Below are 21,013 nucleotides of genomic sequence, written 5' to 3' on the forward strand. Positions count from 1 at the left end.
GATTGGGCGATTCAGGCCACGCCGTAACGGTCGCGGTAGGCGGCAACGGCATCCTTGTGCTGGGCCAGCGCCGGATCGGCCGCCAGGTAGCCGAACAGGTCGGACAGGCTGCCGATGGAGATGACGGGAATGCCATAGTTCTGGCTTACTTCCTGCACGGCCGACAAGGCCGACATCTGGCCGTCCTTGCCGCCCCGCTCCATCCGGTCCAGCGCGATCAGGACGGCGCACGGTTCGGCACCGGCGGCGCGGATCATCTCGACCGATTCGCGTACCGAGGTGCCGGCCGAAATGACGTCGTCGATGATGACGACCTTGCCCTGCAGCCTGGCGCCGACCAGGGTGCCGCCTTCGCCGTGGTCCTTGGCTTCCTTGCGGTTGTAGGCGAAGGACGTGTTGCGGCCCTTGGCCGCCAGCGCCATCGACGTGGCCGAGGCCAGCGTGATGCCCTTGTAGGCGGGGCCGAACAGCATGTCGAATTCGACGCCCGAGTCGAGCAGGGTCTGGGCATAGAAGTCGGCCAGGCGCGCCAGCGTGGCGCCGTCGTGGAACAGGCCCGCATTGAAGAAATACGGCGACTGGCGCCCTGCCTTGGTGGTGAATTCGCCGAAACGCAGCACTCCCGCCTGGACGGAAAACGCGATAAACTGCCGCCTCAAATCATCATTTTTTACACTATTCATATTGCGGTCCTCGTTCAAAGTGCCCGTATTTTAATCCATGCCAAAAATCATATCCGCCAATCTGAACGGAATCCGTTCCGCCGCCCGCAAGGGTTTCTTCACCTGGATGGGCACGCAATCGGCGGATTTCATCTGCGTCCAGGAACTGAAGGCGCAGGCGACCGACATGACGGAAGAATTCCTCAACCCGCACGGCTACCACGGCCACTTCCACTACGCCGAGAAGAAGGGCTACTCGGGCACGGGCATCTACAGCAAGATCGCACCCGACGCCGTCAAGATCGGCTTCGGCAGCCCTGAATTCGACGCCGAGGGGCGCTATGTGCGGGCAGACTTCGGCGACCTGACCATCATCTCCGTGTACTGCCCGTCCGGTTCGTCGTCGCCGGAGCGGCAGGAGGCGAAATTCCGCTTCATGGAACTGTTCCTGCCCCACCTGCTGACCCTGCGCGCGGAGGGCCGCGAAGTCGTCATCTGCGGCGACTGGAATATCGCCCACAAGGAAATCGACCTGAAGAACTGGAAGGGCAATATGAAGAACTCCGGCTTCCTGCCCGAGGAACGGGCGTGGATGACGAAGATCTTCGACGAAGTGGGCTTCGTCGACGTGCACCGGGGCCTCGATCCCCGCGAAGAGCAATACACGTGGTGGAGCAACCGGGGCCAGGCCTATGCGAAGAACGTCGGCTGGCGCATCGACTACCACGTCGCCACCCCCGGCATCGCCGGCTGCGCCCAGGCCGTCTCGGTCTACAAGGACGAAAAGTTTTCCGACCACGCGCCACTGATCATCGACTACACAGGTAAGTGCTTACCAACCTGCTAAGTGTTGTTTTTCGCATGTTATTTTGCTTTTGGGCAAATTTATTCTTCCGAAAGTGATTTCCTCAAGGCAAAATAACGTGCCGGCTTGCTATGATGACGGTTCTTTCCGCCAGGAGTCATCATGCCCGCCGACCTTATCCGCCCCACCCTCCTCTCCGCCACCCCGGCCGACGACAGCAATGCTGTCGCGCGGGGCGCCAGCATCGAGCTGACGTTCAGCGAGGCGCTGCGGGCCGGCACCGGCAAGTTCTACATCACCAACGGCGCCACACAGACCTCGTTCGGCGCGGACGGGCAACCGAAGGTGCGCATTGTCCAGGCCACCGAGACGCGCGTCATCGACGTCAACGATACGAGCCAGGTCACCATCGTCGGCAACAAGGTCATCATCAACCCCACGGCCGACCTGAAGGCCGGCACGGGGTACAGCGTCGTCATCGACCCGGGCGCGCTGAAGGACCTGGCGGGTAACGGCTATACCGGCCTGCTGGACGCCAACCGCCTCAACTTCAAAACGGTCGCTACCAGCGCGCCCACGGCCGCCGTGACGGGCCCGATCGCCTTCAGCGCCGACACGGGCGCCAGCGCCGTCGACCTCGTCACGAATACGGCCGCGCAGACCATCAGCGGCCATTACGCTGGCACGCTGGCGGCCGGCGACACGGTGCAGGTCTCGCTGGATAACGGCGCCACCTGGCAGCTTGCCGCGGCCGCCGACGGCGCCTGGTCGCTGGCCGCCACGTTGACCGCCAGCGGCACCGTGCAGGCACGGGTCGTCAACGGCGCGCTGGCCTCGCCCGCGCTGACGCAAGCCTATATGCTGGACCAGGGCCAGCCCGTGCTGGCGGCCCTGCATCTGGAAGGCTTCGACGGCGCCGGCGCCACGCTGACGGTGGCCTTCAGCGAACGGGTAGCGAGCCTGGACGGCGCAGCTTTCGACATCGCCGGCGGGATCCTGACCGATCTGGCCTCAAACGATGGCGGCCTGACGTGGACCGGCACGTTCACCACGACGGCGGCCGGCGGCAGCATCGCCCTGCGTGCCGAGGGCGCGTTCGACGTCGCCGGCAATGCGGTGCAAGACGGCGGGGCCGGCGCCGGTTTCGGCGGCCTTGCCATCGGGCTGGCCCATGACACGGGCCGTTACGACGACGACCTGGTGACGGCCGTCGGCAGCGGCCAGGCCATCCGCATCGTCCACGACGCCAGCCTGGCGACGGGCGACACGGTGCAGGTGGCCATCGACGGCGGTGCCTGGCGCACCGCCACGCTGGACGGCGGCACCTGGGTGCTCGAAGGCGTCGACCTGGCCGGCGCCGGCACCGGCACCATCGTGGCGCGCGTCATCGATGCCGCCGGTGCCCAGAAAACCATCGCGGCCAGTCACTACCGCATCGACACGACGGCCTCCAGCGGTGCCTTGCAGGGCGCGGCCCTGACCCTGGACGACGCCGGCAACAGCGGCAGCCTGCAAGACGACGTCACCAATATCGCCCGGGCGGGTGTCACCGTGCACCTGGCGAACCGCACGGGCTTCCAGGCCGGCGACATCCTGGAAGTGCGCGTGGCCGGCTCCGGCGCGGCCTACGGCAGCTACGCCATCACGGCGGCCGACCTGGACACGGACGGCACGCTGAACTTCGCCAGCATGGCCATCGTGCCCACCGGCGAGCTGCCCGGCGGCGCGCATGCGCTGTTCCTGCGACTGACCGATATCGCCGGCAATGCCATCGACAGCGCGCCCCTGCTGACGGTGACGCTCGACACGGTCGCGCCCACCCTGGCCGACACGGCGCCGGCCGAAGGCGCCACCGCCGGCAACGGGCTCGACAAAATCGTGCTGGGCTTCGACGAGAACGTCGTCATCGCCAGCGACGCCGCCTTCGTGCTGGTCAGCAGCCGCGGCGACCGCCAGGAATTCACCGGCGGTTCGCCTGCAGCGCAGTACGACGGCGCCAGCAACACCTTGACCCTGGACCTGCATCACGCGCTCGACGAAGACGCCACCTACACGCTGACGACGGTGGCGGCGCTGGCGGACGACGCGGGCAACGCTGGCTGGCAGATGGGCGCCGCGCTGCTCCATTTCGCCACGGCCGGCGGCGCCGTCGTGATTCCGGCCACGCCTACCGTGGCGCTGCACCAGGACACGGGCAGCCGCAGCGGCGGCGCGGGCGAACGCCTCGACCGCGTAACGAACGACCGCCAGCTCGACGTCGGCAAGCTGCAGCCGGGCGGCTCGTGGGAATACAGCCTCGACGGCGGGGTCCACTGGACCACCGGCAGCGGCACCAGCATTACCTTGCCCCAGCAGTCGCACACGTACGGCGCCGGCGATATCGTCGTGCGCCAGTACAGCGGGCCGGCCCATGCCGGCACCGCCAGCGGCGAAGCCACGATGGGCGCGTTCACCATCGACGTCGCGCCGCCACGCTCGACCATCGATTATTCCTCCTTCAATTTCGAAGGCAACGGCAGCAACGTCAGCTTCTACGGCAGCATCATCCGCAACAGCGGCGACGACATCGTCGAATACACGGTCGACGGCGGTGCCCACTGGACACGGGCCAGCGACGATAACCACGGCAAGATCGAGATCGCGAACGCCAATGTGCCGGCGGGCGGCGCCGTCGGCATCCAGCTGTCCGACGCGGCAGGCAACCTGTCGACCAATATCGACGGCGCCACCAGCGTCTATATCGGCGACGGCAAGGACGGCAACTTCACCGTCAAGGCGGGCATGGCCCTGTTCGCGCAAGGCGGCAACGACACCATCAGCATCTCCGGCACGAACATCGCCCGCATCGACGGCGGCAACGGCACCGACACCCTGCGCTTCACGGCCGGATTGAGCCTGGACCTGGACCGCTACGAAGACATCATCACCCATATCGAACGTGTCAACCTGGGCACGGGCGGCAGCACCGCCAGCACCTTGCGCCTTTCGGCCGACGCGGTGGAAGACGTGACGGGCCACCACACGCTGACCATCCTGGGCGACGCCTACGACCGCGTGCAGCTCGTTGGCGATGACTGGGACTTCGAAGGCCTGTCCGGCGGCTACAAGGTGTGGAGCGACGACGACGTGACGGTGCTGGTCGGCCTGTCGGTGCAGGTGATACCGCTGGGTTAAAGCGTGCGCCGGCTCTCGAACCAACGCCACTCGCCCGTCAGCGGGTCGGGAAAGCCGATCGCGCGCGCCAGCAGTTTCAGGGGCTGCGACACGTCGTCCTGCTTGCACGGCAGCGCTACCGGGTAGAAGGCGTCGTTGACGATGGGGATGCCCAGCGCGGCCAGGTGCACGCGCAGCTGGTGCTGGCGGCCCGTGTGGGGCCACAGGCGGTACAGCACATGCTCGCCCCGCGCCTCGATCACGTCCAGCATGGTCTCGGAATTGGGTTCGCCCGGCGCTTCCTTCATCGTGAAGAACTTGTCGCCTTCGACCATGCGGCTGCGGTAGCTGAACGGGAACTCGCGCCCCGGCAGCGGCCCGGCCAGCGCTTCATATTCCTTCTGCACGAGGCGCTTCTGGAACAGCGACTGGTAGGCGCCGCGGCTGGCAGCGTTACAGGAAAACACGACGACGCCGGCCGTCTCGCGGTCGAGCCGGTGGATCGGCACCAGGTCCTCGATACCCAGCTTGCGGCGCAGGCGCACCAGCAGCGTCTCCTGCAGGAAGCGCCCGGTCGGGATGGTGGGCAGGAAGTGCGGCTTGTCGGCCACGACCAGGTGCTCGTCCTGGTACAGCACCGTTTCCTCGAACGGAATCGGCGTTTCGTATTCCAGCTCGCGGTAATAAAAGATGCGCAGGTTGCGCTTGTACGGCGAATGGGGCGCCAGCGGCGTGCCGTCGGCGGCGACAACTTCGCCGCGCGCCATGCGCTCGCGCCACTGCGCCTCCGTCACGGCCGGGTAGTTGGCCACCATGAAGCTGATCAGGTCCGGCCAGTCGCCCGCGGGCAGCCACAGGTAGCTGGGCGTGACGCCGTCGCGCATCGGCAACGGCGCCCTGCTTTCCTTCGGGCCCGGCATTACGACTTGGGCAGCGGCGTGGTCCGGTAAGCCGGCAAGGCGCCGACGGTGGTGCCACGGGTGCGCGCATACACGGGCAGCACCAGCGGCATGCTCTTGTTCATTTCACTGATGCGGGTGTCGCCGCTGGGGTGGGTCGACAGGAACTCGATCGGCGCGCGGGCGTTGACGGCGCCCATCTTCTGCCACAGTGCGATGCCGGCGCGCGGGTCGAAACCGGCGCGGGCGGCCAGGTCGATACCCACCAGGTCGGCCTCGGTTTCCTCGCCGCGCGAGAATTTCAGCACGGCTGCCTGGGCCGCCAGGCGGCCGCCGAAATCGGTCAGGGCCGGATCGATGCCGAACAGCGCCGACGCGGCCACGCCGCCCAGCTTGCCGGCGATGGCCGCCACCTGCGATTCGCCCTGGCGCTTGCGCGCATGCTCGCGCAGCGCGTGGGCGATCTCGTGGCCCATCACCATGGCCGTTTCGTCGTCCGTCATGTTCAGCTTGGTGAGGATGCCGGAGAAGAAGGCGATGCGCCCGCCCGGCATGCAGAAGGCATTGACCTGGCTGGAGTTGAGCAGGTTGACTTCCCATTTCCAGTCGGCCGCTTCCGGGTTCCACCGTCCCACGTGCGGGATGATGCGCTTGGCGATGGCGCGCAGGCGCAGCACCTGCGGGTGGTCGTCCGGGAACAGCGCGTTCTTCTGGTCGGCCTCCTTCAGCAAGGAATCGTACTGCAGCTTGGATTGCTGGTTGACGGCGTCCTCGTCGCTGAAGAAGCGCAGGCGCGACAGGCGCGTGACGGGAATGCCGTCGCTCTTCTGCGCGCTTTGCTGCGGCGTATGGGGCAAGGGTTGCTGTGCCGACGCCAGCTGCATGCCGGTCGCCAGCACGAAGAAAGTGATGCTCTGTGCGGTTTTTTGTCTGAGAAATTTCATCGTTATCGTCCCTGCGGCCATCACGTTTCGGTACTCCGGGGCCGCAGGCGACACGATAGCACAGCTTAACTGCCGCGCTTTTTCCGCAGGCGGAACACGGCCAGCTCGCCGCGCAGGTTGGGCAGCACGTTGACGATCTTCCCTTCGGCCAGCGCCACGCATTCCATCACTTCCAGCCCCACCTCGTCGGCCAGCTCGCGGAAGTCCTCGATGGTTGCGCAGCGCACGTTGGGCGTGTCGTACCACTGGTACGGCAGCGTCTTCGACACCGGCATGCGCCCCTTGAGCAGGGCCATGCGGTGCGGCCAGTAGGCGAAGTTGGGGAACGAGACGATGGCCTCGTGGCCGACCCGCACGATGTCGCGCAGCAGGTCTTCCACGTGCTTCATCATCTGCAGGGACGACAGGCACAGCACCGTGTCGAAGGAATCGTCGCCGAAGATGCCCAGGCCCTTCTCGAAGTCCTGCTGCAGCACGCGCACGCCGCGCTTCGTGCTGGCCAGCACGCGCTCGTCGGCCAGTTCCAGGCCGTAGCCGCTGCAGCCCTTGTCGCTTTGCAGGTAATCCATCATCACGCCGTCGCCGCAGCCCACGTCGAGCACGTGCGCACCGGGCTGCACCCAGTGGGCGATGAACGCCAGGTCCGGGCGCGCGGCCTTCAAGTCGTCAAACGTCATGCGCCCTCCTTCTTCTGTACTTCCTGCCATACCTGTTCGTAGTACGCCCGCACCAGGTTCATGTAGCGCGCGTCTTCCAGCAGGAAGGCGTCGTGCCCGTGCGGCGCGTCGATCTCGGCATACGTCACCTCGCGCCGGTTGCACAGCAGCGCCTGCACGATCTCGCGCGAGCGCTCGGGCGAGAAGCGCCAGTCGGTGGTGAAGGACGCGAGGAAGAACTTGGCCTTCGTCCCGGCCAGGGTCTTGGCCAGGTCGCCGTCATGCAGGCGGGCCGGGTCGAAGTAGTCCAGTGCCTTCGTGATCAGGAGATAGGTGTTGGCGTCGAAGTATTCGGAGAATTTGTCGCCCTGGTAGCGCAAATACGATTCGATCTCGAAGTCGATGCCGAAGCCGAACTTGTACTTGCCCTGCGCGGCCACGCCGTTTTCGACGATGCCGCGCAGCTTGCGGCCGAATTTTTCCGCCATGTCGTCGTCGGACAGGTAGGTGATGTGGCCGATCATGCGCGCCACCTTCAGGCCGTTCTTCGGCACCACGCCGTATTCGTAGAAATCGCCACCCCGGTAATCCGGGTCCGTCAGGATGGCCTGGCGCGCCACGTCGTTGAAGGCGATGTTCTGGGCCGACAGCTTCGGCGTGGAGGCGATGACGACGCAGTGGCGCAGCCGCTCGGGGAACATGATGCTCCACGCAAGGGCCTGCATGCCGCCGAGCGAGCCGCCCATGACGGCGGCGAACTGGTCGATGCCGAGGCGGTCGGCCAGCAGCGCCTGCGCGGCCACCCAGTCTTCCACCGTGACGACGGGGAAGGCGGCGCCATACGGCTTGCCGGTGGCCGGATTGGCGTGCATCGGGCCCGTGGAGCCGAAGCAGGAGCCCAGGTTGTTGACGCCGATGACGAAGAACTTGTTCGTGTCGAGCGGCTTGCCGGGGCCGACCATATTGTCCCACCAGCCGACGTTTTTCGGGTCGTCGGCATAGTAGCCGGCCACGTGGTGCGACGCGTTCAGCGCGTGGCACACCAGCACGGCATTGGATTTGTCCGCGTTCAGGGTGCCGTACGTTTCGTACATCAGCCGGTAGTCGCGCAGCACGGCGCCGCTCTGCAACTGCAAGGGTTCCGCAAACGCCATCGTTTGCGGGGAGACGATTCCTATCGAGGACATGAGTTGTTGTGATTGAACTGCAGTGGCCCCACGGGCCAGTCATCGATGTGGCGCCGCAATGAAGGCGCCACGGTTTGGCTATTCACATCGTCTGCAGGGCCAGCACGGCATCCGCGATGCCGTCCGGGTCCATCGATCGAAGTATCTTGCGGGTCAGCGGGACGATCGTGCCCATGTCGCTGTTCAGGATTTCCTGCTTGACCGACAGCAGCTGGGCCGGATGCATCGAGAAGTCGCGCAGGCCCATGCCCAGCAAGAGGCGGGTCAGCTTGACGTCGCCCGCCATTTCGCCGCATACCGCAACGTCGATACCGGCCTTGTGGCCGGCGGCTATGGTCATCGAAATCAGATGCAGTATGGCGGGATGCAGGGGATTGTAAAGGTGCGCCACTTCATAATCAACCCGGTCGATGGCCAGGGTGTACTGAATCAGGTCGTTGGTGCCGATCGACAGGAAGTTCATCTTGCGCACGAACATCGGCAGTGACAGCGCGGCGGCCGGGATCTCGATCATGGCACCCACTTCGACGCCCGGGTCGAACTTCATGTTCGCTTCGCGCAGCTGGGCCTTGGCCTGCTCGATCATGGCCAGCGACTGGTCGATCTCGAAGGCATGGGACAGCATCGGGATCAGGATGCGCACCTTGCCGTAGCAGGACGCGCGCAGGATGGCGCGCAGCTGCATCAGGAACAGCTGCGGCTCGGACAGGCAGTAGCGGATCGCGCGCAGGCCCAGGGCCGGGTTCAGGGCCGTGTGCTCGGTCGGATCGAGCGGCTTGTCCGCGCCGATATCGAGAGTGCGGATCGTCACGGGGCGGCCCTTCATGGCCGTCACGGCGCGCCGGTACTGCTCGAACTGCTCGTCCTCGGACGGCATATTTGCCGCCCGGCCCATGAACAGGAACTCGGAGCGGAACAGGCCGACGCCGTTGGCGCCCGCTTCCAGTGCGGGGCCGCAGTCGTCCGGCAGCTCGATATTGGCCAGTAGCGTGATGGCGGTGCCGTCCTTCGTGACGGCCGGGGTCTTCTTCAGCTTCGACAGCTTCTTGCGGGCCCGCAGCGCCGCCAGCTGGCGCTCGCGGTACTGCTCCAGTACCAGCGCGCTGGGGCTGACGATGACGACACCGGCTTCGCCGTCGATGATGACCCAGTCGTCCTGCTCGATCAGGCTCGAGGCCTGCGACACGCCGACGGCGGCCGGGATGTCCAGGCTGCGCGCGACGATGGCCGTGTGCGAGTTCTGGCCGCCCACGTCGGTGACGAAACCGATGAAGGAGCGGTCACGGAACTTGAGCATGTCGGCCGGCGAGATGTCGTGGGCGATGACGACCATCTGCGCCATGAATTCGTCCTCGGCCGGATTGCCCGTCTGCGGCAGGGCCAGCGGCTCGCTGCCCATCAGCACCTTCAGCACCCGTTCGGCGACCTGGCTGATATCGGCCTTGCGTTCGCGCAGGTAGGCATCCTCGATCTCGTCGAACTGGGCCGACAGTTCCTCGATCTGCGTCACCAGCGCCCATTCGGCGTTGTAGTGACGCCCGCGGATGATGTCCAGCGGTGCCTCCGAGATCATCGGGTCCGACAGGATCAGCGCGTGCACGTCGATGAAGGCGCCCAGTTCCGTCGGGGCGTCCTTCGGCAGCTCGTTCCACAGCGTCTGCAGTTCGCGGTGGACGGCGGCGATGGCCGTCTGCAGCCGCTGCACTTCCGCTTCCACGTGCTCTTCCGCCACCAGGTAGTGCTTGACGTCCAGCGCGGCGGGCGCGAGCAGGTGGGCACGGCCAATGGCGATGCCGCGCGAGACCGGAATGCCGTGCAACGTGAACGATGCCATCGAAGCTCCTGCGTGGAAGGGGGAACGGCTGCGGTCAAACGGCATTTACTCGCCTTCGCCGAACTTGTCGTTGACCAGCGCGGACAGGGCGCTGATGCAGTCTGCTTCGTCGGCGCCATCTGCTTCCAGGGTTACCTTGGCACCCTTGCCGGCTGCCAGCATCATGACGCCCATGATGGATTTCGCATTGATGCGCCGCCCGTTGCGGGACAGCCAGACGTCGCTCTTGTACTTGGCAGCCAGTTGTGTGAACTTGGCGGAGGCACGCGCATGCAATCCCAGCTTGTTGATAATTTCGAGTTCTTGCTGAATCATATTCTCTGTCTTTTCACTTCAATGCGCTGCGTTCGTCGCCGCCGGTCTCCGCGGCGGTTACCCTGTCGTTACCTTGATTCGTTACTGCACCCGGATGCGGTTGTCGACCCGCACGGCGCCGCTCTGCGCCCCCGCCAGCGCCATCTCCACCACCACGTCGAGCGTGTCGGTACGGTACGTGATGGCGCGCAGCAGCATCGGCAGGCTGATGCCGGCGATGACTTCCACGTGGCCCGCATCGGCCAGCTTGTTGCAGCAGTTGGCAGGCGTGCCGCCCTTCACGTCGGTGATCACCAGCACGCCGGCGCCGTCGTCCAGGCGCTTGATCGCCGCCGCGGCCAGTTGCTGGACATCGCCCAGGTCCTGGTCGGCCACGACGTCGATGGCTTCCAGGTGATCGATCTTGCCGCGAAATACGTGCGACACGGCCGCCAGGAAGGCTTCTCCCAGCGGCGCGTGTGTCATAAGCAAAATTCCTACCATGGCATGTCCAGCGTGATGCCGCGCTTCATTGGGCCGACCCGGCCTGGGCTTCCACGGCGTCCAGGAACATGGCCGCGACGTGGAAACCGGACTGCTGCGTGATTTCCTGGAAGCAGGTCGGGCTGGTGACGTTGACTTCCGTCAGGTAGTCGCCGATCACATCCAATCCTACCAGTAACAAGCCGCGTGCCGCCAGCTCGGGGCCGATGGCTTCCGCGATTTCACGGTCGCGCTCGGTCAAGGGCTGGGCCACGCCGATGCCGCCGGCGGCCAGGTTGCCGCGGATTTCGCTGCCCTGGGGAATCCGGGCCAGCGAGAACGGCACGGGCTTGCCGCCGATGACGAGGATGCGCTTGTCGCCCTTGACGATGTCCGGGATATACCGCTGCACCATGATGGTGCGGCGCCCGTTTTCCGTCAGCGTCTCGATGATGGAGCCCAGGTTCAGGCCGTCTTCTTTGACTCGGAAGATGCCGGCGCCGCCCATGCCGTCCAGCGGCTTCAGGATGACGTCGCCGTGCTCGGCCTGGAAGGCGCGCAGGCGCACTTCATCGGACGTGACGAGGGTGGGCGCCGTGAACTGGGGGAACTGGGCGATGGACAGCTTTTCGTTGTGGTCGCGAATCGCCGACGGCTTGTTGAAGACCTTGGCGCCCTGGCGCTCGGCCAGTTGCAGCAGGTAGGTGCCGTAGACGTATTCCATGTCGAACGGCGGGTCCTTGCGTTCCAGGATGGCATCGAATTCGCCCAGCCGCACTTCCTCGCCTGGTGCCGCCGTGTACCAGTTGTCCTGGTCGTCGTGCAAGGTGATCCGGGCCACCCGGGCGCTGACGATGCCGTCGCGCAGGGCCATGTCGCGTTGCTGGAAGGCGTACACCTGGTGGCCGCGCTTGGCAGCCTCGGCCATCATGGCATAGGTGGAATCCTTGTAGATCTTGAAACTTGCCAGCGGGTCGGCGAGGAAAGCGATTTTCATTGGCGCATCCATTCGAAGTAATGACTGATTTTAGCCGAGTTTCCTGCCCAGCATCGGTGCATGGCGGGCAGAACTCGGGCAGAACTCGGGCAGAAGCGCGGCCAGTGACCTGCCTGGATCAGTACACTTCGGGATTCGGATCGGTGCGCTCCATCTCCAGCGAGGCCGCCAGCAGGGCCAGGCGCGCCACCACGCCATACACGTAGAAACGGTTCGGCGCGGCCGTGCCCGGCTTGGCCTTCAAGTCGGGAATCGCATGCTGCTGGGCAAATGCCAGCGGCACGAACTGGGAACCGGGCGCGTTCAGGTTCTGGTCGATGCCCCGTTCCGCGTGCACGCGGTAGAAGCCGCCGACGACGTAGCGGTCGATCATGTACACCACCGGCTCGGCCACGGCATCCTTGATGCTCTCGAAGGTGGGCACGCCTTCCTGGATATTCAGGTCCGTCACGGCCTTGCCGTCCTTGACCACCGACATGCGCTCGCGCTGGGCCGGCGACAGGTCCTTCAGCTCGGCCGCGTCGCGGATCGTGATGATGCCCTTGCCGTAGGTGCCGGCGTCCGGCTTGATGATGACGAAGGGTTTTTCCTTGATGCCGTATTCCTTGTATTTCTTGCGGATCTTGGCCAGCACGGCGTCGACGTGGCCGGCCAGCACTTCCTGGCCCTCGCCCGTCTGCAGGTCGACTTCGCCGCACTTGGCGTGGAAGGGGTTGACCATCCACGGGTCCACGCCGATCAGCTTGCCGAACTTCTTGGCCACTTCGTCGTAGGCCGTGAAGTGGTTGCTCTTGCGGCGCAGGGCCCAGCCCGCGTGCAGCGGCGGCAGCAGGCTCTGCTCATGGATATTCTGCAGGATGTCCGGAATGCCGGCCGACAGGTCGTTGTTCAGCAGGATCGTGCACGGGTCGAAGTCCTTCAGGCCCAGGCGGCGGCCGTTGGCCGAGCGCTCCAGCGGCTCGATGACGAGCATATTGCCGTCCGGCAGGGCCAGCGGTGTCGGCTGCGTGATGTCCGGGTTCAAGGTGCCCAGGCGCACGTGCAGGCCCGTCTGGCGGAAGATCTGCATCAGCCGGGCGATGTTTTCCAGGTACGTGGGGTGGCGGTCGCGGGTTTCCGGAATCAACAGCAGGTTGCGTGCATCCGGGCAGTACTTGTCGATGGCGGCCATGGCGGCCTGCACCGACAGGGGCAGCATTTCCGAGGCCAGATAATGGAAGCCGCCCGGGAACAGGTTGGTATCCACCGGGGCCAGCTTGTAGCCGGCATTGCGCAGGTCGACGGAGCAGTAGAACGGCGGCGTGTGCTCCTGCCATTCCAGCCGGAACCAGCGCTCGATGGCTGGCGTGGCGGCGAGGATTTTTTCTTCGAGGTCGAGCAGCGGTCCGGTCTGGGCCGTGACGAGGTGGGGAACCATGCTTACATCCTTTTGTCGGTCGAGCGGAATGCGAATTCACCAAGTCGGGGCAAAACCGGCAATTTAAAGGTTTAAAAAGCAAAAAAGCGCCCCATCGGGGCGCTTTCGCTGTTGCCGGACGACTCAGCCGTGGTAGGCCGACTCGCCGTGGCTGGTGATGTCCAGGCCTTCGCGCTCCTGCTCTTCCGGCACGCGCAGACCGATGACGAGATCGACCAGCTTATAGGCAATCACGGAAACGATGCCGGACCACAGGATCGTGATGCCGACGGCCGTGGCCTGCGTCATCACCTGGCCGGCGATCGAATAGTCGGCCGACCCCTTGTTGGCGACATAGTCCCAGATGCCCTGGCCGCCCAGCGACGGCGCCGCGAACACGCCCGTCAGGATGGCGCCCAGGATGCCGCCGATGCCGTGCACGCCGAACACGTCCAGCGAGTCGTCCGCGCCCAGCATGCGTTTCAGGCCGTTCACGCCCCACAGGCAGATGATACCAGCGAGCAGGCCGATGACCAAGCCGCCCATCGGGCCGACGAAGCCCGCCGCCGGCGTCACGGCAACCAGGCCGGCAACGGCGCCGGAGGCGGCACCCAGCATCGAAGGCTTGCCCTTGAAGATCCACTCGGCGAACAGCCACGACACGGCCGCGCCGGCGGTGGCCAGCAAGGTGTTCAGGAAGGCCAGGGCTGCCACGTCGTTCGCTTCCAGCGCGGAGCCGGCGTTGAAGCCGAACCAGCCCACCCACAGCAGCGAGGCGCCGACCATCGTCAACGTCAGCGAGTGCGGTGCCATCGATTCGCGGCCGTAGCCGACGCGCTTGCCGATCATGTACGCGCCCACCAGGCCAGCCACGGCGGCGTTGATGTGCACGACGGTGCCGCCGGCGAAGTCGAGCGCGCCTTTTTGCCAGATGAAGCCGGCCTTGGCCGCTTCGGTGCCGACGGAGGCGGCATCGGTGATGGCATCCGGACCCGTCCAGAACCAGACCATGTGGGCCATCGGGATGTACGCGAACGTGAACCAGATGACGATAAAGGCCAGCACGGCGGCGAACTTGGCGCGCTCGGCGAAGGCGCCGACGATCAGGCCGCAGGTGATGGCGGCAAACGTGCCCTGGAAGGCAACGAAGATAAATTCGGGAATGACGACGCCCTTGCTGAACGTGGCGCCGTAGGCGAAGGTGCCCTTTGCGGCGTCATAGATGCCGGCCAGGAAGGCGCGGTCGCCCGAACCGATAAAGGCATTGCCCTGGGTGAAGGCGAACGAATAGCCGTACAGGCACCACAGCACGATGATCAGCGAGAAGATCGTGAAGACCTGCATCAGCACGGACAGCATGTTCTTGGTACGCACCAGGCCGCCGTAGAACAGGGCCAGGCCGGGAATCGACATCATAATCACGAGCAAGGTGGCGGCGAACATCCAGGCCGTGTCACCCTTGTTCGGCGTGGGCGCGGCGGCCGGTGCAGCCGGTGCCTCCGGTGCGGCGGCGGCCGGAGCCGGCGCAGCAGCGGCCGGGGCAGCTTCTGCCGGTGCCGTCGCGGCGGCGGGGGCCACGGCCGGCTGGGCGTCTTGCGACCAGGCCGGGACCGAGCTGCCCAGCGCCATCAGGACAGCGATCCCCGCCAGCCATGTTGTTATAGTTTTTTTCATTCGTTTCCCCTTGTTAGAGCGCGTCGTTACCGGTTTCGCCCGTACGGATACGGATCACCTGTTCCAGGTTGTACACGAAAATCTTGCCGTCGCCGATCTTGCCGGTGCGGGCAGCGCTTTCGATGGCTTCGATGGCCTGGTCGACGATGGCGTCGTCCACGGCCGCTTCGATCTTCGTCTTCGGCAGGAAGTCGACGACATACTCGGCACCACGATACAGCTCGGTGTGCCCCTTTTGCCGGCCGAAGCCCTTCACTTCGGTGACGGTAATGCCCTGCACGTTGATGGCGGACAGGGCTTCGCGCACCTCGTCCAGCTTGAAGGGCTTGATGATGGCGGTAATCATTTTCATTGCAGGCCTCGTTTAGAAGGTTTTGGAGACGGTCAGTACCACGCCGGACTTGCCGAGGTTCTTGCCATTCGGTGCCAGATAGCTCTCGGTATTCGTGTCGACATACGCCAGCGCCACAGTGGCGACGCCGAAGTCCTTCGTCACGCCCACTTTCCAGTCCGTGTAGTCGGCGGCGCCATTGTGTTTCACTTTCTGGCGGCCCACGTGCAGGTTCAGGACGAAGCCCTGGGCGATTTCCTGGTTGACGGAGGCATCCAGGTACTGGCTGTTCTTGCTGTCGGCAAAGCCGAACAGGTTGGTCAGCGAGTGCGAGTATTTCAGGGTGGCGGGGCCGTACCCGAGCTGGCCGTACAATTCGAAGGTGTTGGCGCTGGTGGGCAGCGAGTTGGACGGGTAGACATAGCCCAGGCCGCCGACATCGTAGGTGACGCCCGAGCCGAGCTCACCGCGCTTGCCGGCGTAGATATCCCACTCGACGCTGCCGTCGCCGCCGCCGTCCTTGACCCACTTGATGGTGGAAAGCCACGTGCCGGCATAGAAACCGGTCGGGTTGTTGACCCAGTCGGCGCCGCCCTGCAGGGCCGGTTTCAGGCGGGTCTGCGAGATGCCGCGGTAACGGTAATCGGTTGTCACGGCCGCGTTATACGTGATCTCGTTATCCGGTTTCCCCTGGGGCGCTGCGGCCGCTTCCTGCGCGCCGGCCTGGCCTGCGGCAAGGCTTGCCAGCACGAGTGCAGCGAGGGACAGGTGCTTGCTTGGGTATTTCATGGCGATTTCCTTTGGAGTGAACTTTTATTGCGGTTTAAAATTCAGCTTGATCGTCAATGCTTTCCCTTACTAAGCAGAATGCGTGCCAGCAATGTTGCTGTATCGATAGCTGCTGAAGAGGGGAGAAGCCATGCGTTTCGCACCAAATAATCTCTGGCGCCGCACTACTCTGGTGCGGACAAGGGAACACCTCACCTGGAGCCCATCGTGGACATGAACGCCTTCTTCAACGACCTGCAAAACAAGATCAACCACGCCATCCAGAATTCGCCCGCGAAAGACATCGAAAAGAACGTCAAGTCGATGATGACGCAGGGCTTCTCGAAGTTGGACCTCGTCACCCGCGAGGAATTCGACATCCAGGCCCAAGTGCTGGCCAAGACCCGCTCCCGCCTGGAACTGCTGGAGACCCGCCTGGCCGAACTGGAAGCGAAACTGGCGGCGGAGAAGACCCCCCTGTAAGCACGGACCCGGCCGCCCTTCCCCTTGCGGCGGCGCAAACGCGCCGCGCCGCAAGGCTCTACGATCGACTGGTCTAGGAGCCGCAGCGGGGAAGTCATGAGCCTGGCCGTCGTTCGAAGCCGCGCGCTGGCCGGCATGGAAGCACCGCAAGTCAGCGTCGAAGTCCACCTGGCAAATGGCTTGCCGGCGTTCCATATCGTCGGCCTGGCCGACACGGAAGTGAAGGAGTCGCGCGACCGCGTGCGCGCCGCCATCCTGAACGCGGGCTTCGACATGCCCGCCCACCGCATCACCGTCAATCTCGCCCCGGCCGACCTGCCCAAGGAATCGGGCCGCTTCGACCTGCCCATCGCCATGGGCATCCTGGCAGCCTCGGGGCAGGTGCCCGGCCCCGCCTTATCCCGCTATGAATTTGCCGGCGAACTGTCGCTGACGGGCGAACTGCGCCCTATCCGGGGCGCACTGGCCATGACATTTGCCATGCAGCGCGCCAACGGTGGCGGTGCCGGCGCATTCGTCCTGCCTGCGGCGAATGCCGAGGAAGCGGCACTGGTGGAAGGTGCGGCCATTTATCCGGCCGGCTCGCTGCTGGAGGTATGCAATCACTTCTGCGCCGCGGACGCGAGCCTGCGCCTGGGCCGCTACAAGGCCAGCCGGGCGGCGCCGCCGCTGGCCTATCCGGATTTTGCCGACATCAAGGGCCAGCAGCATGCCAGGCGGGCCATGGAGGTGGCGGCGGCGGGCGGACACAGCGTGCTGCTGATGGGGCCGCCCGGTGCGGGCAAGACCATGCTGGCTTCCCGCTTCGCCGGCATCCTGCCGCCGATGACGGACGACGAGGCGCTGGAAGCGGCCGCCGTGCAATCCGTGACGGGCCGCTTCCTCGCATCGACCTGGAAACAACGGCCGTTCCGCTCACCCCATCACACGTCGTCCGCTGTCGCACTGGTCGGTGGCGGCGGCGTACCCAGCCCCGGCGAGATTTCGCTGGCCCACTGCGGCGTGCTGTTCCTCGATGAATTGCCGGAATTCGACCGGCGCGTGCTGGAAGTGCTGCGCGAGCCGCTGGAATCGGGCCGCGTGACGATCTCGCGCGCGGCGCGCCAGGCCGACTTTCCCGCCCGCTTCCAGCTGGTGGCGGCCATGAATCCCTGCCCCTGCGGTTACCTGGGCCATCCCATTGCCCAATGCCGCTGCACGCCCGATGCCGTCGCCCGTTACCGCAACCGCATCTCCGGCCCCTTGCTAGACCGTATCGACATGCAGATCGAGGTGGGCCCGGTACCGGCCGAGTTCCTCCACGATCCCTCGGAGGCAGAGCCGTCGTCGGCCATCGCCAGGCGGGTGGAAGCGGCGCTGGACCGCCAGATGACGCGGCAACACAAGGCCAACTGCCACCTGACGTCGCGCGAAATCGACCGGCACTGCAAGCCCGAGCGGGCCGGGCAGGACATGCTGCACAAGGCCATGCTGCAGTTCCACTGGTCCGCCCGCGCCTACCACCGCGTGCTGCGGGTGGCGCGGACCGTGGCGGACCTGGCGGGCTCTGGCGCCGTGCTGGAGAAACATGTGGCCGAAGCCATCCAGTTCCGCCGCGCCCTGCACCAATCCTGAACAGGCCAGTGCGCCGCGGTGGCGCGCGCGCGTCCACGCTGCTACCATCGCAGCATGAACTTCCGCTTCCCGAAACTGGTGATTTGCTGCGTTGTCGCGGCCATGTGCGCCTGCAGTCCCAAGTTCGACTGGCGCGACTACCGCGGCAGCAAGGCACCGTATGCCGTGCTGTTCCCCGGCAAGCCGGCCACGCATACGCGCCCGGTCAACCTGGACGGACAGAATGCGGACATGACGATGGCAGCCGTCGACATCGACGGCACGCTGTTCGCCGTCGGCAGCGCCGAATTGCCGGACCCGGACAAGGCCCAACTGGCCGTCCAGGCCATGAAGAAAGCCATGGTACGCAATATCGGCGCCACCGATGCGGTGGAGGCCACGCGCGACGGCGCCTTTACCGTCGAGGCGAAAGGCAGCCGCAACGGCCAGCCGATGGCCTTGAACGGCAGGTTCATGGTACGCGGCACGCGGGTCTACCAGGTCGTCGTCGTGGGGCCAGCCAATGGAGTGGGCAAGGAAGACGTCACCACCTTCCTCCAGTCGTTCACGCCCGATTAAGCGCACCGCCGCACAATCTGCTTTCGACCAGTCGTGATATCGTTAAACCACTAAAACAACAAAGTCAGGAAGCGCCATGTTAATCACATTCAAATCGAAGTCGTCGGCAGATCTCACCATGTACCAGGAACACGCACAGCGCATCCTGGACCTGCTGAACAAGAATGCCAGCCGCGGTGTCATCACGGCCACCGAGGCGGCACAGGCGGTGCAGTTGCTGGAGCAGGAAGTTGCGCTGAGCAAGTTGCACCCGGAAGTCGAGGCCGACCACGCCACCCATACCCACGCCCATACCTTGCCCGATGAAGGCGAAACGCCGGAAATCGCCGAGCGTAACCACGTTGCCTTCGCCCAGCGCGCCTATCCCCTGCTGGAAATGCTGCGCACCGCACGCGACCAGGGCGCCGATATTATCTGGGGTGTTTGAAGGGCCGTTCAGTACTCGCGACGCCAATTCCCTGGCGTCGCAATGTAGACGTTCAAATGCGATAGGCCCCGCCAGCTTCAGCTAAGGGACAATACCGGGCTGTGGTTTGGGCAGACGGATGTGCAAAAACCCTGCCGGCATCAGCCGGCAGGGGGCAATACCGGGCCGGCGATGGAGCAGCCTTGAATGCAAAAAACCCCTGCTGGCGTTAGCCAACAGGGGTTTCTCTATATAACAGCCTGACGATAACCTACTTTCACACTGGTTGCAGCACTATCATCGGCGCAAAGTCGTTTCACGGTCCTGTTCGGGATGGGAAGGGGTGGGACCGACTTGCTATGGTCATCAGGCATGACTTGTACAGACCGCAGCTCTCGATGGAGCAGCTGCAGTCTTGAATCTGGAAGAAGTAGTTTTTTGGGGTAGTGCTCAAACACTGGCAAATGCATATAACCGTCAAGGTTATAGGGACAAGCCTTACGGGCAATTAGTATCAGTTAGCTTAATGCATTACTGCACTTCCACACCTGACCTATCAACGTCCTGGTCTCGAACGACCCTTCAAAGAGCTCAAGGCTCTGGGAAATCTCATCTTAAGGCAAGTTTCCCGCTTAGATGCTTTCAGCGGTTATCTCTTCCGAACTTAGCTACCCGGCAATGCCACTGGCGTGACAACCGGTACACCAGAGGTTCGTCCACTCCGGTCCTCTCGTACTAGGAGCAGCCCCCTTCAAATTTCCAACGCCCACGGCAGATAGGGACCAAACTGTCTCACGACGTTTTAAACCCAGCTCACGTACCACTTTAAATGGCGAACAGCCATACCCTTGGGACCGGCTACAGCCCCAGGATGTGATGAGCCGACATCGAGGTGCCAAACTCCCCCGTCGATATGAACTCTTGGGAGGAATCAGCCTGTTATCCCCAGAGTACCTTTTATCCGTTGAGCGATGGCCCTTCCATACAGAACCACCGGATCACTATGTCCTACTTTCGTACCTGCTCGACTTGTCGGTCTCGCAGTTAAGCACGCTTATGCCATTGCACTATCATCACGATGTCCGACCGTAATTAGCGTACCTTCGAACTCCTCCGTTACACTTTAGGAGGAGACCGCCCCAGTCAAACTGCCTACCATGCACTGTCCCCGATCCGGATTACGGACCAAGGTTAGAACCTCAAACAAACCAGGGTGGTATTTCAAGGTTGGCTCCACGAGAACTGGCGTCCCCGCTTCAAAGCCTCCCACCTATCCTACACAGATTGGTTCAAAGTCCAATGCAAAGCTACAGTAAAGGTTCATGGGGTCTTTCCGTCTAGCCGCGGGTAGATTGCATCATCACAAACACTTCAACTTCGCTGAGTCTCGGGAGGAGACAGTGTGGCCATCGTTACGCCATTCGTGCAGGTCGGAACTTACCCGACAAGGAATTTCGCTACCTTAGGACCGTTATAGTTACGGCCGCCGTTTACTGGGACTTCAATCAAGAGCTTGCACCCCATCATTTAATCTTCCAGCACCGGGCAGGCGTCACACCCTATACGTCCACTTTCGTGTTTGCAGAGTGCTGTGTTTTTATTAAACAGTCGCAGCCACCAGTTTATTGCAACCCTTTCGCCCTATCACAGTAAAGTGACCAAGCTACCGGGGCGTACCTTTTCCCGAAGTTACGGTACCAATTTGCCGAGTTCCTTCTCCCGAGTTCTCTCAAGCGCCTTAGAATACTCATCTCGCCCACCTGTGTCGGTTTGCGGTACGGTCTCGTATGACTGAAGCTTAGAGGCTTTTCTTGGAACCACTTCCGATTGCTTCGCGAACAAGTTCGCTCGTCCCAATCCCTTGAATTA

At 64.1% G+C, this 21,013-nt stretch carries 19 protein-coding genes and 2 rRNA genes; 6 read left to right on the top strand and 15 right to left on the bottom strand.

Translation table 11 applies throughout. The features are described from left to right. Positions 1-11: 11 nt before the first annotated feature. On the bottom strand, positions 12-683 hold the full coding sequence (pyrE, locus tag GM672_RS20060; RefSeq protein WP_155472311.1) for an orotate phosphoribosyltransferase: 672 nt from the start codon (positions 681-683) through the stop codon (positions 12-14). A 37-nt stretch (positions 684-720) separates the two neighbouring features. Here pyrE and GM672_RS20065 point away from each other — a divergent pair, with 37 nt between their 5' ends. Next, positions 721-1,509 (top strand): exodeoxyribonuclease III, encoded by a 789-nt coding sequence (locus tag GM672_RS20065; protein ID WP_155472312.1) that lies wholly within the window; start codon positions 721-723, stop codon positions 1,507-1,509. A 120-nt stretch (positions 1,510-1,629) separates the two neighbouring features. Next, positions 1,630-4,641 (top strand): Ig-like domain-containing domain, encoded by a 3,012-nt coding sequence (locus tag GM672_RS20070; protein WP_155472313.1) that lies wholly within the window; start codon positions 1,630-1,632, stop codon positions 4,639-4,641. Here the strand turns inward: GM672_RS20070 and GM672_RS20075 are convergent. From GM672_RS20075 to GM672_RS20130, 12 genes are all read right to left on the bottom strand, one after another. Next, a complete protein-coding gene (locus GM672_RS20075; RefSeq protein WP_155472314.1) occupies positions 4,638-5,540 on the bottom strand; it encodes a pseudouridine synthase in 903 nt (300 codons plus the stop codon). The genes GM672_RS20070 and GM672_RS20075 overlap by 4 nt on opposite strands. Beyond that, positions 5,540-6,463, bottom strand: a complete 924-nt coding sequence (locus tag GM672_RS20080; protein WP_229417838.1) for a M48 family metallopeptidase — start codon at positions 6,461-6,463, stop codon at positions 5,540-5,542. The genes GM672_RS20075 and GM672_RS20080 overlap by 1 nt, the downstream gene beginning before the upstream one ends. 65 nt (positions 6,464-6,528) lie before the next feature. Continuing rightward, on the bottom strand, positions 6,529-7,140 hold the full coding sequence (gene metW / locus GM672_RS20085; protein WP_155472315.1) for a methionine biosynthesis protein MetW: 612 nt from the start codon (positions 7,138-7,140) through the stop codon (positions 6,529-6,531). After that, positions 7,137-8,273, bottom strand: coding sequence for a homoserine O-succinyltransferase MetX (metX, locus tag GM672_RS20090; protein ID WP_229417839.1), 1,137 nt, complete (start codon positions 8,271-8,273; stop codon positions 7,137-7,139). The genes metW and metX overlap by 4 nt, the downstream gene beginning before the upstream one ends. Before the next feature lie 115 nt (positions 8,274-8,388). Continuing rightward, complete coding sequence (gene ptsP, locus GM672_RS20095; RefSeq protein WP_155472317.1) at positions 8,389-10,140, bottom strand: phosphoenolpyruvate--protein phosphotransferase; 1,752 nt, start codon at positions 10,138-10,140, stop codon at positions 8,389-8,391. Positions 10,141-10,185: 45 nt separating this feature from the next. After that, positions 10,186-10,455 carry an HPr family phosphocarrier protein gene (locus GM672_RS20100; RefSeq protein WP_155472318.1) on the bottom strand — a complete coding sequence of 90 codons (270 nt, stop codon included), beginning with the start codon at positions 10,453-10,455 and terminating at the stop codon, positions 10,186-10,188. Positions 10,456-10,536: 81 nt separating this feature from the next. Further along, the gene (locus tag GM672_RS20105; protein WP_155472319.1) at positions 10,537-10,938 is read right to left on the bottom strand and encodes a PTS sugar transporter subunit IIA; all 402 of its coding nucleotides are present in this window, start codon (positions 10,936-10,938) and stop codon (positions 10,537-10,539) included. Between the two features lie 25 nt (positions 10,939-10,963). After that, positions 10,964-11,914 (bottom strand): glutathione synthase, encoded by a 951-nt coding sequence (gene gshB / locus GM672_RS20110; RefSeq protein ID WP_155472320.1) that lies wholly within the window; start codon positions 11,912-11,914, stop codon positions 10,964-10,966. 118 nt (positions 11,915-12,032) lie between these two features. Then, positions 12,033-13,331, bottom strand: a complete 1,299-nt coding sequence (gene gshA, locus GM672_RS20115; protein ID WP_155472321.1) for a glutamate--cysteine ligase — start codon at positions 13,329-13,331, stop codon at positions 12,033-12,035. A 123-nt stretch (positions 13,332-13,454) separates the two neighbouring features. Then, positions 13,455-14,984, bottom strand: coding sequence for an ammonium transporter (locus GM672_RS20120; protein WP_155472322.1), 1,530 nt, complete (start codon positions 14,982-14,984; stop codon positions 13,455-13,457). Between the two features lie 13 nt (positions 14,985-14,997). Beyond that, complete coding sequence (locus tag GM672_RS20125) at positions 14,998-15,336, bottom strand: P-II family nitrogen regulator (RefSeq protein WP_155472323.1); 339 nt, start codon at positions 15,334-15,336, stop codon at positions 14,998-15,000. Positions 15,337-15,348: 12 nt separating this feature from the next. Further along, positions 15,349-16,104, bottom strand: coding sequence for a TorF family putative porin (locus GM672_RS20130; protein WP_155472324.1), 756 nt, complete (start codon positions 16,102-16,104; stop codon positions 15,349-15,351). Between the two features lie 207 nt (positions 16,105-16,311). Here GM672_RS20130 and GM672_RS20135 point away from each other — a divergent pair, with 207 nt between their 5' ends. The 4 genes from GM672_RS20135 to GM672_RS20150 all read left to right on the top strand — a co-directional run bounded on the left by GM672_RS20135 (position 16,312) and on the right by GM672_RS20150 (position 19,165). Next, a complete protein-coding gene (locus tag GM672_RS20135) occupies positions 16,312-16,566 on the top strand; it encodes an accessory factor UbiK family protein (protein WP_170300162.1) in 255 nt (84 codons plus the stop codon). Positions 16,567-16,662: 96 nt separating this feature from the next. Continuing rightward, the gene (locus GM672_RS20140) at positions 16,663-18,180 is read left to right on the top strand and encodes a YifB family Mg chelatase-like AAA ATPase (protein WP_155472325.1); all 1,518 of its coding nucleotides are present in this window, start codon (positions 16,663-16,665) and stop codon (positions 18,178-18,180) included. Positions 18,181-18,234: 54 nt separating this feature from the next. Next, positions 18,235-18,738: a hypothetical protein gene (locus tag GM672_RS20145; protein ID WP_155472326.1), complete on the top strand. Its 504-nt coding sequence runs from the start codon at positions 18,235-18,237 to the stop codon at positions 18,736-18,738. A gap of 76 nt (positions 18,739-18,814) precedes the next feature. Next, positions 18,815-19,165 carry a DUF1840 domain-containing protein gene (locus tag GM672_RS20150; protein WP_155472327.1) on the top strand — a complete coding sequence of 117 codons (351 nt, stop codon included), beginning with the start codon at positions 18,815-18,817 and terminating at the stop codon, positions 19,163-19,165. A 237-nt stretch (positions 19,166-19,402) separates the two neighbouring features. On the opposite strand, the gene rrf is transcribed toward GM672_RS20150, so the two are convergent. Both rrf and GM672_RS20160 read right to left on the bottom strand, forming a co-directional pair. Next, positions 19,403-19,515: ribosomal RNA gene (gene rrf / locus GM672_RS20155) — 5S ribosomal RNA — on the bottom strand. A 116-nt stretch (positions 19,516-19,631) separates the two neighbouring features. Beyond that, a 23S ribosomal RNA gene (locus GM672_RS20160) occupies positions 19,632-21,013 on the bottom strand; the annotation flags it as partial.

This window comes from Pseudoduganella buxea, from assembly GCF_009720835.1.
GTDB classification, from domain to species: Bacteria; Pseudomonadota; Gammaproteobacteria; order Burkholderiales; family Burkholderiaceae_D; genus Rugamonas; species Rugamonas buxea.